The 17283-nt window shown below is 72.2% G+C and carries 16 protein-coding genes and 1 pseudogene; 6 read left to right on the top strand and 11 right to left on the bottom strand.

The features are described from left to right. Positions 1–173 precede the first annotated feature (173 nt). Positions 174–773, bottom strand: a complete 600-nt coding sequence (fxsA, locus tag ABZW18_RS31900; protein ID WP_356194312.1) for an FxsA family membrane protein — start codon at positions 771–773, stop codon at positions 174–176. Positions 774–881: 108 nt separating this feature from the next. On the opposite strand from fxsA, the gene ABZW18_RS31895 reads away from it, so the two are divergent. Both ABZW18_RS31895 and ABZW18_RS31890 read left to right on the top strand, forming a co-directional pair. Continuing rightward, the gene (locus tag ABZW18_RS31895; protein WP_356194310.1) at positions 882–1136 is read left to right on the top strand and encodes a WhiB family transcriptional regulator; all 255 of its coding nucleotides are present in this window, start codon (positions 882–884) and stop codon (positions 1134–1136) included. A 356-nt stretch (positions 1137–1492) separates the two neighbouring features. Then, entirely contained in the window at positions 1493–1741 is a 249-nt protein-coding gene (locus ABZW18_RS31890) for a hypothetical protein (protein WP_356194307.1), read from the top strand. A 165-nt stretch (positions 1742–1906) separates the two neighbouring features. On the opposite strand, the gene ABZW18_RS31885 is transcribed toward ABZW18_RS31890, so the two are convergent. The 4 genes from ABZW18_RS31885 to ABZW18_RS31870 form a co-directional block, all read right to left on the bottom strand. Further along, positions 1907–2698, bottom strand: coding sequence for a polyprenol monophosphomannose synthase (locus ABZW18_RS31885; RefSeq protein WP_356194305.1), 792 nt, complete (start codon positions 2696–2698; stop codon positions 1907–1909). After that, on the bottom strand, positions 2695–4839 hold the full coding sequence (gene lnt / locus ABZW18_RS31880) for an apolipoprotein N-acyltransferase (protein ID WP_356194302.1): 2145 nt from the start codon (positions 4837–4839) through the stop codon (positions 2695–2697). The genes ABZW18_RS31885 and lnt overlap by 4 nt, the downstream gene beginning before the upstream one ends. A gap of 684 nt (positions 4840–5523) precedes the next feature. Continuing rightward, a complete protein-coding gene (locus tag ABZW18_RS31875; RefSeq protein ID WP_356194301.1) occupies positions 5524–7167 on the bottom strand; it encodes an amidohydrolase in 1644 nt (547 codons plus the stop codon). A gap of 45 nt (positions 7168–7212) precedes the next feature. After that, complete coding sequence (locus ABZW18_RS31870; protein WP_356194298.1) at positions 7213–7653, bottom strand: Lrp/AsnC family transcriptional regulator; 441 nt, start codon at positions 7651–7653, stop codon at positions 7213–7215. Positions 7654–7858: 205 nt separating this feature from the next. On the opposite strand from ABZW18_RS31870, the gene ABZW18_RS31865 reads away from it, so the two are divergent. After that, positions 7859–8293, top strand: a complete 435-nt coding sequence (locus tag ABZW18_RS31865; protein WP_356194295.1) for a hypothetical protein — start codon at positions 7859–7861, stop codon at positions 8291–8293. 391 nt (positions 8294–8684) lie between these two features. Here ABZW18_RS31865 and ABZW18_RS31860 read toward each other — a convergent pair whose 3' ends face one another. Next, positions 8685–9857 carry an acyl-CoA dehydrogenase family protein gene (locus tag ABZW18_RS31860; protein ID WP_356194292.1) on the bottom strand — a complete coding sequence of 391 codons (1173 nt, stop codon included), beginning with the start codon at positions 9855–9857 and terminating at the stop codon, positions 8685–8687. A 323-nt stretch (positions 9858–10180) separates the two neighbouring features. Here ABZW18_RS31860 and ABZW18_RS31855 point away from each other — a divergent pair, with 323 nt between their 5' ends. Then, entirely contained in the window at positions 10181–11461 is a 1281-nt protein-coding gene (locus ABZW18_RS31855) for a glycoside hydrolase family 18 protein (protein ID WP_356194290.1), read from the top strand. Here the strand turns inward: ABZW18_RS31855 and ABZW18_RS31850 are convergent. After that, positions 11454–12749, bottom strand: a complete 1296-nt coding sequence (locus ABZW18_RS31850; protein ID WP_356194287.1) for a PP2C family protein-serine/threonine phosphatase — start codon at positions 12747–12749, stop codon at positions 11454–11456. The two genes, ABZW18_RS31855 and ABZW18_RS31850, sit on opposite strands and share 8 nt — an antisense overlap. Before the next feature lie 237 nt (positions 12750–12986). On the opposite strand from ABZW18_RS31850, the pseudogene dhaL reads away from it, so the two are divergent. Further along, positions 12987–13628, top strand: a pseudogene (gene dhaL, locus ABZW18_RS31845) (dihydroxyacetone kinase subunit DhaL); the annotation flags it as partial. Continuing rightward, positions 13629–14246, top strand: coding sequence for a PTS fructose transporter subunit IIA (locus ABZW18_RS31840; RefSeq protein ID WP_356194315.1), 618 nt, complete (start codon positions 13629–13631; stop codon positions 14244–14246). It abuts the pseudogene before it with no gap. A gap of 273 nt (positions 14247–14519) precedes the next feature. Here the strand turns inward: ABZW18_RS31840 and ABZW18_RS31835 are convergent, their stop codons facing one another. The 4 genes from ABZW18_RS31835 to ABZW18_RS31820 form a co-directional block, all read right to left on the bottom strand. Then, a complete protein-coding gene (locus ABZW18_RS31835) occupies positions 14520–14675 on the bottom strand; it encodes an ATP-binding protein (RefSeq protein WP_356194284.1) in 156 nt (51 codons plus the stop codon). Between the two features lie 70 nt (positions 14676–14745). Then, on the bottom strand, positions 14746–15207 hold the full coding sequence (locus ABZW18_RS31830) for a SpoIIE family protein phosphatase (protein WP_356194282.1): 462 nt from the start codon (positions 15205–15207) through the stop codon (positions 14746–14748). Between the two features lie 209 nt (positions 15208–15416). Further along, a complete protein-coding gene (locus ABZW18_RS31825) occupies positions 15417–16457 on the bottom strand; it encodes an SCO0930 family lipoprotein (protein WP_356194280.1) in 1041 nt (346 codons plus the stop codon). A 266-nt stretch (positions 16458–16723) separates the two neighbouring features. Further along, positions 16724–17179: a TIGR03086 family metal-binding protein gene (locus tag ABZW18_RS31820; protein WP_356194277.1), complete on the bottom strand. Its 456-nt coding sequence runs from the start codon at positions 17177–17179 to the stop codon at positions 16724–16726. Positions 17180–17283: the final 104 nt, after the last annotated feature.

Genomic DNA, 17283 nt, shown 5'->3' with positions numbered 1-17283 from the left:
GGCTGTGGCACACCAACCGGTGTGCCGCAGCCCGCGGCGTTCTGCGTGCCCGCGTACTGCCGCCCTGGGTGATGGACGGCCGCGTTCCGCATGCACGGCGCCGGTGACCCGGCGCTGCGAGCGGACCTCAGTGCGTGAGCGGACCTCAGTGAGCCGAGATCCGTGAGCTGAGGTCAGTGCGTGAGCGGCGGGCGCTGATCGTCATCGCGGGGCGGCTCGTCTCCGGGCCGGTCCTCGCGGATCACCTCGCCCTGGACGACCTTCCCGTCGGGGCGGTGGATCCGGGCCTGCTGGAAGGCCCCCGGGAACGTACCGGACTGCGCGCCCTGCATCCGGCGGCTCAGCGACCTTTCCAGCGAGCGGCGCAGCAATGCCCTCGTCGGCGGGAAGATGCACAGCAGACCGGCGGCGTCGGAGATCAGCCCCGGCATCATCAGCAGCAGCCCGCCCACCATGGGGAGCGTGTTCCCGCTGCTCTCCTCGCTCTCCTCGGGACGGTCGACCGGCTGCCCGGACGCCTGAGCGGCCTGCGCCGCCTGAATGTTGGCGGTCAGCCCGCGCCAGGCCCGGCGGCCGGCGCGCTTGATCACGTAACCGCCGACGACCACCCCGGCCAGCAGCAGCAGAAGGACAGCGAGGCCGCTGAGGGCATCGGCCACGACGATCAGCAGCCAGATCTCCAGCACCAGCCAGGCCGCCACGGCCAGCGGCAGGAGCGGGCGGGCGCGCGAGCGCCGTGAACGGGTGGACTGATGCGGTGCGCCGGTCGTCATGTCTTCCAGTGTGCATTGGCCGGGCTGTGTCGGGTACGCGGGTTTGCGGACCTCAACCCATGAACGACCCATGCGCCCGTGGACGGGCGCGGAAACGGAGTGGACTCCATGAACTGGCGTCAGAGCGCCGCCTGCCGTAACGAGGACCCGGAACTCTTCTTCCCCATCGGCACCTCGGGTCCTGCCATCCTCCAGGAACAGGAGGCGAAGACCGTGTGCGAGCGCTGCCCGGTCACGGAGCAGTGCCTTGAGTGGGCACTGGAGAACAATCAGGACTCCGGCGTCTGGGGTGGCCTCGACGAGAACGAACGGCGTACGATCCGCCGCCGTAACGCCAAGGCGCGCAGCCGCGCGCGGCGCTGACCGCCGCCTCGCCCGGGCATGCGGGGCCGCGCGACGGACTGACTGTGCCCGGCCGGCCACGGCCCCGTGGGTCTCTCCCGGCGCCCTCGACCGGGCGGGCAGCGGACGGGTGGGGCGCCTGTCCGGCATGTTCGAGGCGTACGAGGCGGCGTCAGCCGGATGTACCGGGCGGCTGCGCCGTCCCCGGTGTACGGCGGCTTCAGTGCGGGCCATCGGCGGCCATGTGCCGTAACGATCTTTCTCTCTTCCCCCCGCATGCACCCCCGCGAGCACGGGTACCCGCCAACCCGGCACGCTGCCGGCAACGGGTACCCGCCAGCCCGGCACGCTGCCGGCAGGCGAGTAAGGATGGGGTCATGACCGAACGACCGACGGAAGCACCCCCGGAGCACCGCGAGGGTGTCCCCCGGGACATGCAGGACCAGCAGGCGAGCAGCGAGGAGACCCCCGACCGGTGGGACGTCGAGGAGGCGTCCAGCGAGGAGGAACCGCCGGAGCCCGAGGAGCTGCCGGACACCGACGTGGCCGGAACCGGGCGCCGGGGCGCTCCGGCGCCGGAGGGTGTCGACCCGGATCAGCCGGCCCCCGAGGAGCCCACGGACTGACCATCACCGGACGGCAGACCCGGGCGCCGGGCGCCGGACGCCAGGGCCTGCCCGCCACGGTTCAGTGGTTACGCCGCCACGGTTTCAGTGGTGGCGGAGCGCCGAGATCAGCGTCGCCTGGAAGGCGGGTCTGTGCACCCGTTCCAGGAGGAGTGGGCCGATTTCTCAGGAGGACTTGCGGCCCAGCACGCGGTTCAGCCGGGAGCCGACGCCCCAGGCGGTGACCCGCCACAGTGCCTCGACGACGATGTCGTTGTTCATCTTGCTGTCGCCGTGCTCCCGCTCGACGAAAGTGATGGGGACCTCGACCACGTGGAATCCCGCTTTGACCGCGCGCCAGGCCAGATCCACCTGGAAGCAGTAGCCCTGAGAGGCGACCGCGTCCATGCCGAGGCCTTCGAGGGTCTCCTTGCGGAAAGCCCGGAAGCCGCCGGTGACATCGCGCACCGAAAGACCGAGCAGCAGGCGGGAGTACGTGCTCCCGCCGCGGGAGATGAACTGGCGGTACTTGGGCCAGTTGACGACCCGGCCGCCCGGGACCCAGCGGGATCCGAGGACGAGGTCCGCGCCCTTGAGGGCGGTCAGCAGCCGGGGCAACTCCTCGGGCTGGTGCGAACCGTCGGCGTCCATCTCGACGAGCACGCCGTAGCCGTGTTCGATGCCCCAGCGGAAGCCGGCGAGATAGGCCGCGCCGAGGCCCTCCTTGCCCTTGCGGTGCAGCACATGAACCTGATCGTCCTCGGCCACGAGTTCGTCGGCCAGTTTGCCGGTGCCGTCCGGGCTGTTGTCGTCGGCGACGAGGATGTGCGCGTCGGGGACGGCGGACCGCACCCGGGCGACGATCGGCTTGATGTTCGCCGCCTCGTTGTAGGTCGGGATGATCACCAAGGCCGGGCCGAGCGGGCCGTACTGCCTCCCCTGGGCGCCGCCCCGGGGAACCCCACCACCGTCGTTCACTGCTGCCCCTTCTCATCCGTACGTCCCCGCCGGCCGAGGAGAGTTGCTGCGGCGCAGGACAGAAGGCCCACCATAGCGAGCGCCCACTCAGGACCCGCTGCGACGCGGTCGGCAACGGTCGTGTCGTCACGCAACGGGAGACGTGCGGTGAGGACGTCGCGGGTGAATTCCCCGGTCCGCTGCTCGATGGTGCCGTCGGGGGCGACGATCGCACTGATGCCGCTGGTGGCGGCGGTCACGATGGCACGGCCGTGCTCGACGGCGCGCAGCCTGGACATGGCGAGCTGCTGCTCGGGCTGCCCGGTGCGACCGTAGGTGGCGTTGTTGGTCTGGATGACGAGGGCACGGGCCCCGTCCTGCACGGTGTCGTGGACGATCTCGTCGTAGGCGACCTCGAAGCAGATCACGTCGCCGAGCCGGGCCGGACCGGTCTGCATGACGCCCGTGCGGTCCCCGGGGTAGAAGTCGCGAGGGACGCGCTGGAGCCGGGTGATGACCTTGCTCAGCTGGTCGCGGAAGGGGACGTACTCGCCGAAGGGCACCGGGTGCTGCTTGGTGTAGGAGGCGCCCGGGCCGGTCTTCGGGTCCCAGACGATGCCCTGATTCTCGACGTAGCCGTCCTTGCTGGGGTGGTCGACGAGCGCACCGACGAGGATCGGCACGCCGATCGCCTTCACCGCCGCGTCGATCCGGTCGTACGCCTGCGGGTACTGGAAGGGGTCGAGGTCGGAGGCGTTCTCCGGCCAGATCACCAGATCGGGCTTCTTCGCACGTCCGGCCTTCACGTCCTCGGCCAGGTCGAGGGTGGCGCCGGCGTGGTTGTTGAGGATCTTCATGGGTCGGCCGAGGAAGTCCATACCGGCCTGCTGGACGTTGCCCTGGACGACCGCGATGTTCACATGGTCGGTGGCGTCGCTCCGGACCGGGACGGCGTAGCCGGTGGCGGCGACGGCCACGGCGAGGACCGCGGCCAGGGCGGCGGGAGTTGCGGCCCGTACGGTGCGCGCGGCGCGCGGTGCGCTGCGCAGGCGCCAGACGGCGACAGCCGCCGCGGCGAGCAGCGCGCCGCTGAGGGCAACGGCGAAGGTGACCAGCGGGGCGCCGCCGAGGGCGGCGAAGGGGGTGAAGGGTGAGCCGGTGTTGGCGAACGCCAGGCGGCCCCAGGGGAATCCTCCGAAGGGGACCCGGTCGCGGGCCCACTCCTCGGCGACCCACAGGCAGGCGCCCCACAACGGCCACAGCGGCAGCCGGGACGTGAGGGCGAGGCCGGCACCCAGTGCGGCGATGAAGAGCGCCTCGATGAGCGAGAGCCCGAACACCGCGTCGTAGCCGATCACATGGAGCCAGCGCAGCAGCAGGAAGAGGAACGGCAGCCCGAAGGCGAAGCCGGTCCAGGCGCCCTGCCGGACGGTGCGGCCCCGGGTCAGCAGGCTCAGCGCGGCGACGGCGAGCAAGGACAGCGGCCAGATGTCGTACGGCGGGAAGGCGAGGGCGAGGGCGAGGCCGGCCGCTGCGGCCAGCCCGGTGCGGGGCGCCTCGCGGCGGGCGGTGCGGTAGGCGCGCCGGGCACGGCCGGGCCGGGGCTCGGCGGGCGCGCCGTTGCCCTCTGTCGCATCCCGCGTCTCCGGCGTCGATTCCGCGGGGCCGTCCGGCCGGGGGCCTTCCGGCCCGCCCGCACGGCCGGTGCCGCTGCCATCGGAGGCGGCGGCTTCGGGGGCTGCGGCTTCGGGGGCGGCGCTTTCGGCAGCCTCGGCGGGCGCAGCGTGCGCGGCGGACTCCACGGGAGCGGCGGACTCCGCGTTAGCAGCAGGCGTCGCGGGCGCGGCCGGCGCGGTGGGCTCTGCGTCGGCAGGGCTCGTGTCCTCCGCGGCGTGCTCTGCGGGGTCAGGGGTCATCGCTTCCGCAACAGGCGTCACCTCCGCAGGGGGCTCTGCGTCGGCGGCGTACGGCGCATCCGCGGCGGGCTCATGACCGTCCGCGGCAGACGTCCGGTCCGCGGCGGGCGTCCTGTCCACGGCGGGCTCCCGCCCGCCCAATGGCTCGTCAGCGCCGGTGGAGGCCACCGGGGCGTCCCCTTCGCGGTCAGCGCGCGGTGCGCCCCCGGAGGGGCTCGCGGCGGTGGTCTCGGGGCCCGATGGCACGGTCGCGCCTTCCTGCAGGTCGTGCGGTGGTGATGTGACCGTACATCGCTGCGCCGACGCCATGGGCCCCGGGCTGGAGACCCCCTACGGAGGCTCTGACTCCGCTTCTCGTGGGCCGCTGCGCGGGCTCGCCCCTGGACGCACAGCACGGGCCCCGCCGATCCGAACCGCGGCCCCACCGAGCCGCAGCACGGCGCCCGGCCAGGTCCGTCCCCGGGCCCCCGACGGCGGAACGCACGCGCAAGCCCGTGCTCAACGAACCGTGCCCGAAGCGGAATCTGCGGATCGGGGCCCGGCGCCCTTCGGGCCGACCTGGGACCCGCTGGCTGCGGGTCGACCGAGAGCCGTTGTCTACTGAACGTCCGGGCCCCACCCGGGTCGCACCTGCCGACCGGCCGTAACTTTCCCCCGCCCCCGTGGCGCGGGCGCTGGACCTGGCTCCCAGTGGCGATGCCTCGTTCGGCGCACCGCCCCATGGCCCAGCAGCGTTCGGCGACTGCGTGGAAAGTTCCCCGGTCGGACGTCCTGTGGTGGACTCGGCCGAACCTACCGGCCGCCGCCCGCGTTCTGTCAACAGCCGTTTGACCTGGGGACTTTCCTCGATTCAGCAGGTCAGTAGGGAAGATCCGCAGGTGGCACGACAGGCCGGGGGCGCGCCTTTCGACAGCGCGCCACCCCGGTACGTCACTCGTTCGGCCGTGCGTAGACCGTGTGTCCGTCCACAACGGTGCGCAGGCACACGGGCAGCTCACCGCCAGGGGTGAGGTCGGGCAGGCCGGGGGTGCCGGAGCGGGGGTCGGTGGACCATCTGGCGACCCGTTCGTCGGGGGCCTGGACGACCAGGTCACCGGTTCTCCAGACCGCGTAGTCGGCGGGGGCGCCGGGGACGAGCACACCCGCGTCGTCGCGCCCGACGGCCCGCCAACCGCCGCGCGTGTGGGCGGTGAAGGCGGCCCGCACCGAGATGCGGTGCTCGGGCGTGCGGTGGAACGCGGCGGCGCGGACGGTGCCCCACGGGTCGAGCGGGGTGACCGGGCTGTCGGAGCCGAGCGCGAGCGCGACGCCCGCGCGCAGCAGGGCCGCGTACGGGTTGAGGGTGCGCGCCCGCTCGCGGCCGAGCCGCTGCGCGTACATCCCGTCCTCGCCGCCCCAGGCGGCGTCGAACGCGGGCTGGACGGAGGCGGTGAGCCCAAGTTCCGCGAAGGCCGCGATCGTCTCCGGGGTGAGCATCTCGGCGTGCTCCACGCGGTGCCGGGCGGCGCGGACAGGGGCGAGGCCGACGATCTGCGCAGCGGCCCGTACGCCCTCGACGACGGTGGTCACGGCCGCGTCGCCGATGGCGTGGAAGCCCGCCTGCAGGCTCGCCTCCGTACAGGCGACGACATGCGCGGCGACCGCGGCGGTGTCGAGGTAGGAGACACCGGCATGGGGGGCGTCCGCGTACTGCTCATCGAGACTGGCGGTGTGCGAGCCGAGAGAACCGTCGACGAAGAGGTCACCCCCCGCGCCGATCGCGCCGAGATCACGGAGGCGTTCGGCGCCCTTGGCGTCGGTGATCCGCTCGGCCCAGTAGCCGAGGACGCGGGGGCCCGGTTCGATGTCGGCGAGAGTGAGCAGCCCGGTGAGATCGTCCTCGCCCGAGATGTCGGGGCCGGCGCACTCGTGGAGGGATCCGATACCGAGGGAAGCGGCGCGGCGCAGGGCGGCGCGCTGGGCGTCGGTGCGCTGCCGGGGCGTAACGGATGCGTGGGCGGCGCGGCGTACGGCGTGGTGGGCGTCGCGGACGAGCGGGCCGTCCAGGTGGAAACCGGGGAGGCCGGTGACACCGGGGACGAGGTCGAGCAGCGCACTGCTGACCACGGCCGAGTGCGCATCCACCCGGGTGAGATACAAGGGTCGTCCGCCCGCCGCCTCGTCCAGTTCCGTACGGGACGGGGAACGGCGCTCGGGCCACCGGGTGGCGTCCCAGCCGTGGCCGAGGATGACCCGGTCGCCGGGGCGGGCGGCCGCATGGGCCCGGACGCGGTCGAGCGCCTCGGCGAGCGTACGGGCGGCGGAGAGGTCGAGACCGGTGAGGGCGAGGCCGGTCGCGGTGGTGTGGACGTGCGCATCCGTGAAGGCGGGGGTGACCAGGGCGCCGTCCAACTGGACGACCTCGTCGGCCGCGTCCGCGAAGGAGTCCGCCGCGCCTTCCGAGCCGACCCAGGCGACGCTCCCGCGCTCGACGACCATGGCGGTGGCGAAGGGGTCGGCGGGGCTGTGGACGGTGCCTCCGCGCAGCAGCACGGTGCGGTGGGCATCGACCTGGCCGTCGGGACTCTCGCTCATGACGACCAGTCTCTCCCCTGTGTAGGGACCGTCGCCGCCCGGGGGTCAGATGCGCGGCGGGCGGGACTCGTACGGGGTGGAGAGCACGACCGTGGTGCGCGTGGAGACACCGGACTGGGAGCGGATCCGGGTGAGGAGGTGCTCCAGCTCCAGCGGTGTCGCGACACGCACCTTGAGGATGTAGTTCTCATCGCCCGCGACGCTGTGGCATGCCTCGATCTCGGGGATGTCGGCCAGCCGGTCCGCGATGTCGTCGGGGGCGCTCGGGTCGAAGGGTTTCACCGAGATGAAGGCCGTGAGCGGCAGGCCGACGGCTCCGGGGTCAACGACGGCCGCGTAGCCGCGCACGACACCGCGCTGCTCCAGACGGCGGACGCGCTGATGCACCGCCGAAGTGGACAGGCCGGTGGCCTTGCCCAGGTCGGTGTAGCTCATGCGCCCGTCCTTGACGAGCAATTCAACGATCTGCCGGTCCAATTCCTCCACAGCGGATCAACCTACTGCTCCCGAGGCGAACCGGCACAGCGGGCGACAGCCCAGGACGGGCAACTGCGAGCCGTATGTGACGAACGCCACAGCCTCCGGGCCGTGTCCGCCGGAGTGCCGCGATTACCTGCGGGGCGCTCCGGGAAATGCTTGCTGTGGTCGAGGCCACAGCGCCTCGCCGGCCCACCCGAGGGGGAGAAGAACCATGCGCAGCCTGAAGCGCCCCAGTCGCACCGATCGCACAACGCCCGTGCCCGCAGGCACAGTTCTCGAGCCGGACGGCGTCGAGACGGCGGACGAGAGCGACGAGGACAGTATTTACGAGACCTACGAGATGTTCCGGGTGCTCTGCCCGGACTGCGCGCGGCCGATCGCGCTGCTGGCGGACGAGGACGTGCTGCCCGAGCACGCGCTGTGCCCGACGGCGTGGAATCCGTTCGGCCTCACCGTCTGCCCCGGGACGGGGCGGGGGGTCGCCGAGACGACACCCGCCGACGATTCGCTCGCCGCGCAGGAGCAGGACGTCGCGCTGCTGCTGACGCTGCCGGAGAGCCTGGACTGGCGTACGCAGCCGTTCTCCCACGTGGACGGCCCGGGATCGCGGCCGATGCGGGTGACACAGTTGGTGCGCCGCCCCTAGACCTGTTTCGACCGGTCCTCTCCGACGCATCCGGCACGGCCCGTGGCGCTCCCCCGGGCTCCGTCCGGTCCGGGACGCCCACGGCGGAGCCGTAGGAGCGCCCCGGGCACCGCACATCCGCCGCGCCGTCGGAGCGTCCGGCCGCCCCGCTCCGAGGGCTCCCGCAGGCCGTGGGCAGTCCGCATCCATCAGCCACCCACCGCGGGCTCTCGCGCCGTGCCGCGGACGGCGACATGGGTCGGCCAGGCCCGCCAAGGGTTTCCGCGGCCCGTCCTGCCGGGGGCACCTCGTCGCCTCCGGCCCGTCCGGCCGCCGTCGCACCGCACGGACGCGAGGGCGGTTCCCCGGGTCGTACGGGAACCGCCCTCGCGTCCTGCCGGTCCTGTCGTCCCTAGCGGGATTCGGGGCCCGCGAGATGACGGGCCACGACCATGCGCTGGATCTGGTTGGTGCCCTCCACGATCTGGAGGACCTTCGCCTCGCGCATGAAGCGCTCGACCGGGAAGTCCGCGGTGTAGCCGTAGCCGCCGAGGAGTTGGACCGCGTCCGTCGTCACCCGCATCGCGCTGTCGGTGCAGAAGAGCTTGGCCATCGCCGCTTCCTTGGAGAAGGGCTTGCCCGCGTCCCGCAGCCGCGCGGCGGCGAGATACAGGGCCCGGCCCGCCTCGATCTGCGTCGCCATGTCCGCGATCATGAAGCGCAGCCCCTGGAAGTCGGCGATCGGACGGCCGAACTGCTGCCGCCCCGCCGTGTACGACAGCGCCTCGTCGAGGGCCGCCTGGGCGACACCGGTCGCGCAGGCCGCGATGCCGAGACGGCCGGAGTCGAGGGCGGAGAGGGCGACCGCGAAGCCCTGACCCTCCTCACCGAGGCGTCTCGTGTCGGGCACCCGCACCCCGTCGAAGTGGACCTGGGCGGTGGGTGAGCCCTTCATCCCCATCTTGTGCTCGGGGGCGGCGGCGGACAGGCCGGGGGCATCGCCGGGGACGAGGAAGGCGGTGATGCCGCGGGCACCCTCGCCGCCCGTGCGCGCGAGAACGGTGTAGAAGTCGGCGATGCCGCCGTGGGTGATCCACGCCTTGGTGCCGGTGATGACCCAGTCGTCGCCGTCGCGTACGGCGCGGGTGCGCAAGGACGCGGCATCGGATCCGGAGCTGGGCTCGGAGAGGCAGTACGCGCCCAGGAGGCCGCCGCCGAGCATGGCCGGAAGGTACTCGGCGCGCTGCTCCTTGGTGCCGAAGGCGGCGAGAGCGTGGCAGGCCAGGGTGTGGACGCTGACGCCGAGGCCGACGGTGAGCCGGGCCGAGGCGAGCTCTTCGAGGACCTGGAGGTAGACCTCGTACGGCTGGTCGCCGCCGCCGTACTCCTCGTCGTACACCAGGCCGAGCAGCCCCGACCGGGACAGCAGCGCGAAGACCTCGCGGGGGAAGTGGCCGGCGTCCTCCTCTCCGGCCGCCGTTGGAGCGATCTCCCGCTGGGCGAGCTCGCGGACGAGCGCAAGCAGGTCCCGGGCCTCTTCGGTGGGCAGTTGGCGTTCCACCGGCTGTGGGGCGCGGTCGGACATGGCGGCGCTCTCCTCCCTGTCGGGGGCCGCGGCGGCCGCGCGCCGGGGTCGGGCGGCGTCGCCGGGACATGACTCTGAGCCGATGCTCCCTCTCCGGGTCGCGAAGGGGGCTGACCAGCGGCTGTGGCGCGTTGAGTATGCCCGATCGGCTGCCCCGCGTCACGGGCGAACCGGTGGCATGTGCACCGATTCCGAGATTGGTACGAACCATTGACGCAATGGTCTAGTCCTTCTACGGTTCCAGCAACGCTCTACGCGTCCATGTCAAAACGACATGCAGGTCGCGGCACGTCCCCACGCTCTCCCCACCCAGAGGAGAACTCATGCTCGGACCGGACCAATTCCCCCTCCGCCCACGCGCGTTGCTCATAGCGCTCGCCGCCCTGTGCTGCGCGGTGCTCGCCGCCACGCTGATGGCAGTCCCCGCTGCGGCGGGCCAGTCCGGGGCAACCGCCCCGGCGAAAACCCCCGCGAAAGCCCCGGCCACGAAGGCCGCGGCGGGCTCCAAGGTGATCGGCTACTTCACCGACTGGAGCGTCTACCAGCGCAATTACCACGTCAAGAACATCGAGACGTCCGGCTCGGCGGCCAAGTTGACGCACATCAACTACGCCTTCGGCAATGTCACCGGAGGCAAGTGCCAGATCGGCGACGCCTACGCCGACTACGACAAGTTCTACGACGCGGGCGCCAGCGTGGACGGCAAGGCCGACACCTGGGACAGCGGCGCGCTGCGCGGCAACTTCAACCAGCTGCGCAAGCTGAAGAAGATGCACCCCAACCTCAAGGTGCTGTGGTCGTTCGGCGGTTGGACCTGGTCGGGCGGCTTCGGTGAGGCGGCCCGCAACCCCGCCGCCTTCGCGCAGTCCTGCTACGACCTCGTCGAGGACCCGCGCTGGGCCGATGTCTTCGACGGGATCGACATCGACTGGGAGTACCCCAACGCCTGCGGCCTGTCCTGCGACACCAGCGGCAAGGACGCCTTCAAGAACCTGATGTCCGCGATGCGTTCGAAGTTCGGCAGCAACAACCTGGTGACCGCGGCGATCACCGCCGACGCTTCCTCCGGCGGCAAGATCGACGCAGCGAACTACGCGGGCGCCGCGACCTACGTCGACTGGTACAACCCGATGACGTACGACTTCTTCGGTGCCTGGGCGGCGCAAGGCCCGACCGCCCCGCACTCGCCCCTCACCTCGTACTCCGGCATCCCGCAGCAGGGCTTCAACACCGATGCCGCGATCAGCAAGTTGAAGTCGCTGGGCATCCCGTCCCAGAAGCTGCTGCTGGGCATCGGCTTCTACGGCCGCGGCTGGACCGGTGTGACGCAGAAGGAGCCCGGCGGCACGGCAACGGGCGCGGCCACCGGCACCTATGAGGCCGGTATCGACGACTACAAGGTCCTCAAGAGCAAGTGCCCGGTGAACGGCACGGTCGCCGGAACCGCGTACGGGCACTGCGGCAACCAGTGGTGGAGCTACGACACTCCGTCCACCATCGCCGGGAAGATGACCTACAAGAACCAGCAGAACCTCGGCGGCACGTTCTTCTGGGAACTCAGCGGGGACACCACGAACGGAGAGCTGATCAAGGCGATCAACTAGGGCGGGGTTCGGCAGCGCCCTGGATCGTTCCGGGGCCGCCGGGGCCCGACCAGCCCTCGGCACCCCCCGGAGTGCGCCCGTCCGGCCCGGTCAGCGGTCCGGGCGGGCGCCATTCGAGCAGCAGGATCGTGGCGTCATCGCTGAGGTCGCTGTCCTGGTGGTCGAGAATGTCGTGGATGAGCAGGCGCAGCACCTCCGGCGCGCGTGCTCCGGCCGCGGTCGCCCGGATGATGTGGTCGGTGAACCGCTCCAGGCCGAACTGCTCGCCGTCCTCGCTGCGTGCCTCGACGACGCCGTCCGTGTAGAGCAGCACCCGGTCCCCCGGCTCCAGGATGGTCTCGTGCACGCTCCGCGGCTCACCGGCGAGGCTGGCGGGCAGACCCATCGGAGGCTCGGCGGAACACTCCAGAGCCCTGTCGACGAGGCGGTGTTCGCGGATGAGCAGCGGCGTCGGATGGCCGCAGTTGCACCACCGCATCATGCCGCTCTCCACATCCAGCTGCACGAAGACCCCGGTGCAGAACTGGTCGGGCAGCCACTGTGCCAGCGCCTCGTCGACGCCCGCGACGAGCCCCAGCAGATCGGCGCCGGTGCGCCGGGCGTTCCGGCAGCCCGCCATGGCCACGGAGGTGGCCAGGCCGGACGCCAGGTCGTGGCCCATGGCATCGAGGATGCTCGCGTACAGGTGGTCCTTGGTGAAGGAGTGGTCGAAGGCGTCCCCGCCCAGTTCGTAGGCGGGCTCCAGGACAGCCGTCGAGATCGCCCGGTCGCTTCCGATGGTGCGGGGCGGGAGGAACGCGCGCAGCATCTCGGCGGGCAGTTGCATCGCCTCGGTGCGGGCCTGCCGCGCCAGGGTGTCGCTGGAGGCGCGCTTGGAGGTGACGGCCATGGCAAGGAGCGCGGCCAGCGTCCGCAGGCGCCAGAGCTTCAGCCCGTCCAGCGCGGGCGTACGGACCTCCAGTACGCCCAGCCGCTCCGCTCCGTCGACCAGCGGCAGCCAGACGATCAGCTCGCCGGACCCTTCCTCGGCCACCCGCAGGGAGAGCGTGCGGTACGCCCAGCCCGCGAGCGAGGAGTCGACGCCCAGGGACTCCTCCCGGCCGGTCAGCGGCACCAGCAGCCGCTGCTGGATGTCGACCAGGTAGAGGGTGGCCCGCTGCATGCCCAGGGCTTTCGCGTACCGGGACGCGACGTCGGGCAGGTCCATCGGGGCGGCCTGATGAGTCTGGGCCACCAGCTCTTCCAGAAGCCGTTCACCCGCCCCGGCCGGCATGCTGACGCCCGCCATTGCGATCACCTCTCCGGGCTGGCGAGTCTCCGGAACCAAGATCTTCACACCTGGTGCATACGGATTGCTCGCGTGCCGTCCGCTCCGTCATGGACTGCTGCTTTTCCGATGCTTTTCCGATCCGGGACGCCCCCGCTGGCGCCCGATCGGCGCGGTGGGAGCAGACTGGTTGCGAACGGCCCGCCACGGCGCAGGCCGTACGCCCGCACCCGCTCCGAGCCGAGGAGTACTCCGCCCATGACAGTGCCCCAGGGCCCCGACGCCGCGCTCGACACCGCTTTCTTCCGCCGCTGGCTCGACCGCGCCACCGCTGTGATCAGCCAGGAGGCCGACTACCTGACGGACCTCGACTCCGCCATCGGCGACGCGGACCACGGTGCCAACCTCAAGCGCGGATTCACCTCGGCCTCGGCGTTCGTGGCCACGGAGCAGCCCGTCACACCGGGTGAGCTGCTGCGGGCGTTCGGCACCCATCTGACCAATACGGTCGGCGGCGCGTCCGGGCCGCTGTACGGCACGGTGCTGCGCCGTGCGGGCCGCACGCTGGGCGACCAGGATCCCGTACGCCCCGAAGCGCTCGGCGAAGCGCTGGCAGCGGCGGTGGCCGGCGTACGCCGGCTCGGGGACTCCAATCCCGGGGACAAGACGATGGTCGACGCACTGGCCCCCGCTGCCGAGGCGTACAGCGCCGCCCTGGCGGGCGGGGCGGGGGTCGCGGAGGCTCTGGCGGCGGCCGCGCAGGCCGCGCGGGAGGGTGCGGAATCGACTATTCCGATGCAGGCGCGCCGCGGCCGGGCCAGCTATCTGGGCGAGCGGAGCATCGGCCACAAGGACCCGGGGGCCACCTCGTCCGCGCTGCTGGTCACCGCGTTGTACGAGGTGACCGACCCCGAGCTGTCACAGGCGTCGGACCCGAAGGACGGGGCGCGGGGAGCGGCAGAGCAGGAGAGCGCGGATCCGGCGTCCGGGCAGCCGGCGTCGCCGTCCGCTGCACAGTCGCCTTCGGAGACCCCGTCGCAGTCCGCCTCGCAGTCCCGGTCCGAGCCCCAGTCGCCGACCCAGCCACGGACCGGGCCCGGCGCGGAGTCCGAGCCGCGTGTCGGCGTGGTCCTGGTCTCGCACAGCCACGAGGTGGCCATAGCCACTGCCGACCTGGCCCTGGCTCTGGTCGGGTCGGGGGTCCCGGCACCGGTCGCCACGGCGGGCGGCGTGGAGGGCGGCGGCATCGGCACGAGTGCCACGCTGATCCGCAAGGCGATCAAGCACGTGGACGCGGGGCGCGGCGTCGTCGTGCTCTGCGACATGGGCAGCGCCGTGCTGACTGTGAAGGCGCTGCTGGCCGAGACGGGGGAGGGTGCCCTGCCGGACACGGTCCGCATCGCGGACGCACCGTTCCTCGAGGGCGCGGTGGCGGCGCTGGTGACGGCCTCGGCCGGAGCAGGCCTCGACCTGGTGATCTCGGCGACCGACGACGCGCGGATGTACCGCAAGCTCTGACCCGCACGCCGGACCGCCACACCACCACACCGCCGCACCGCCGCGCCCGGCCGTTCGGGGGCCGGGTGCGGCGCTGGCGGCGCTTGGCGGCGCGTACGGCACGTACGGCGGGCGGCGCGTACGGCGGGCGGCGCGTACGGCGGGGCAGGGCGGCGCCGGGCCACGGTGTGTGCGGCAGACCTGGGCGCGTCCGTGGACCTGGGAGCGTTCCGTTCACGCGGGGAGCCGGACGCCCGCACGCCCTCGCACGTTCCGACCGCCGTGCGGTGCACATCAGGCGGCACCGGGGCCACCGGGCTCTCCCTCACCGGAACGGTCGGGCCCGTCCTGGCAGATGAACTCGCTCCACACGGTGTTGCCGGTCCCCTGCGACTCCACACCCCAGATGTCGGCCAGCCGGTCCACCAGCAGCAGTCCACGCCCCGACACCCCCGACTCCCCCGACTCCCCGGGCTCGCGGCCCGGGGACAGGCGCTGGACGTGTCCTGCACCTCGACCCTCAGCCGGGACTGCGCGCCCCGAGCATGCGGACGGTGACCACCGCTCCCCCGTCGGTGTGCAGCAGGGCGTTGGTGATGAGCTCGTCGGCGACCAGCTCCACCTCCTCCGCACGCCCGCGTACCGCCCAGGACCGTACGGCCTCGCTGATCGTGTGCCGTGCCCGGGCCAGCCCTTGCGGGTCCGTGGGGACGATGCGCTGCTGGATCCGGCGGCGGACCTCGGGGACGGCGAAGCCCTCCCGGCGCAGCAGGAGCATCGCCATGTCGTCGCCCCCGGTCCGCTCCCCCATCGCCGTGCCCAGGTGGTCGGCGAGCTCCTCGACATGGTGCGGGCCGCCGGTCAGAGCCTGGGTCAGCAGCCGCAGCCCGTCGTCCAGACCCTTGCCGGGCTGCTCGACGAGCCCGTCGGTGAACATCAGCAGGGTAGCCGTGGTGGCCGGGTACGTACCCCGGTCAGCCATCTCGCCCTCCCGGGCCGGCGGGCCGCTGGGACGGCGCGCCGAGGGTCCGGCTGTCCATTCGCGCAACCCTGTCACTTTTCGCTCAGTATTTCGAAGGACGAGGCAGGGAAAGGAACGGCGGAGGGGCCGGCGACCCCAGGTCACCGGCCCCTCCGCCGCACAGCTCGTGTTCCCTTCCGAAACGGTCAGCCCGTTCTCTTACGAACCGGTCAGCCCTCGGTATCGCCGACCTTCTTGCCCTCCGGCGAGACCGCGAACCAGGCCCCGCCGACGCCCTGGCCATTGGTGTCCCCGGGCTTCTCGTCGCCGGTGTACGTGTACAGCAGCACGCAGTCGATCGACAGCTGCTCGGTGCCGTCGGGGCGCGTGAAGTTGGTGAGCAGCTTCGGGTCGATGCCCTCGACACCGGACTTGTCGACGGGCTTGACGGGCTTCCAGGTGTCGAGGCACGGGCCGGTGCAGTTGGTCTTCATCGGCCAGGCCGAGTCCTTGTCGAACCGGTAGAGGGTGCGGCCCTTGCCGTCCCGGATGATCTCGCCCAGCTCCGGGTTGTCGACCGCCGACAGCGCCGGCAGCTGCCCGGCCCCGGCGGAACCGGAATCGCCGCCGCCGGCACCCGGGCCGGCGCCCGGGTCTGCGCCCGGGTCTGCGCCCGAGCCGGCGCCGGAACCCGCCTCTGCGCCCTCCTCGGCAGCGCCGTCGGCCGACGCCTTCTTGCCGTCCGGCGCGGAGGCGAACCATGTGCCGCCCACACCCTCGCCCTTGACCTGCCACGCCTTTTTGTCCTTGGAGTAGCGGTACATCGGCCAGCCGCCGACGGTCAGTTGCTGTGTGCCGTCGGCGCGCGTGACCTCGCCCAGCAGTGAGGCGTCGATCCCGGCGGTCGAGGACACATCGGCGGCGGGTACGGGAGGCCAGGTGGTGGCGCAGTCTCCGTCACAGCTGGACGTCGGGGGCTCGGGGGTGTCCTTGTCGAAGCGGTAGAGGGTGAACCCCTCGCTGTCGGTCAGTACGGGGCCGAGTTTCTTGTCGTCGCTGATCGTCAGCTGGCCCGGGGATTTGGGCTTGCCCTGCCCGCCGCCCTGCGGCGCCGCGCCGCCGTAACCGCCCTTGTCCCCGTACGCGGCATCGGCCTGGCCCGCCGGCTGCGCCGCGGCCGACTGTGATGCGCTCTTCTCCGCGCCGCACGCCGTCGTCAGCATGATCGCCGCAGCGGTCACCGCAATCGAGGCGCTCTGCCACTTCCTCATGTCCACTCCTGCAGTCCGCTTCCGTCCGGCGCGGATGCGCGCCTCTGACGGCGCTATGTACGGACCGTGGTAGGCGGGGTGTTCAAAAGCAGTGCCGGATAAGTGCCGGGTAAGTGCCGGATATGTGCGCCGGGCTCGCCCTCCGGGCCCTCGGCGGCACGACGGACCGCGGTTTCAGCTGCGGCTGCATTTCCCCATGGCAGACGGGGAGTTCGGGCCACTCGGCCGGCCGGTCGGGCCGACGCGAGCGGTGCCGCCGACGCGGCTCACGGACGGCGGCCGAGCAGGGCGACGAGCCGGTCCTGGGTACGCGCGGAGTCGGCGATCTTCACCGGAGGGGCGAAGACCCCGATGCCCTGCCAGCTGTCGACCTCGGGCTCGATGTAGGCGTACACCGAGGAGGCGAGTTCCTCGTCCAGCGTGTCGTCGGCCCCGATGCCGCGGGCCAGGTCCCAGGCGTGCACGGCGAGATCGGAGGTCATCTGCCAGGCGTACTCGACCCCGGGCGTCATACCGCCGCTGGTGTGCACATCGATATCGAGCGCGCCCGGCCGGTGGAAGGCCGCGTTCGACTCCCTCTGGGCCCGGTCCCAGGCCTTCACCGGGTCGTTCCCGAGCACATCGCCGTCGAACCGGTCGCCGACCTCGGCGACCGTCGCGCCGGCCAGGAGCAGCGGGGCCCAGAGGTGCTCGCCGACGATGTGGTTCACGAGATCGTGCACCGACCACTCGGTGCACGGGGTGGGAGCCGACCCCGACCATGTCTCGACGGTCGAGTCCGCCCGGGACATGGATGTGCTGCGGGCCGCGCTGGGCGACAAGAAGC

The organism is Streptomyces sp. NPDC004647 (assembly GCF_040609575.1).
In the GTDB taxonomy this organism is placed as follows: domain Bacteria; phylum Actinomycetota; class Actinomycetes; order Streptomycetales; family Streptomycetaceae; genus Streptomyces.
Note: the sequence above shows the minus strand (reverse complement) of the source record. Positions and strands in the feature narration are given on the sequence as shown.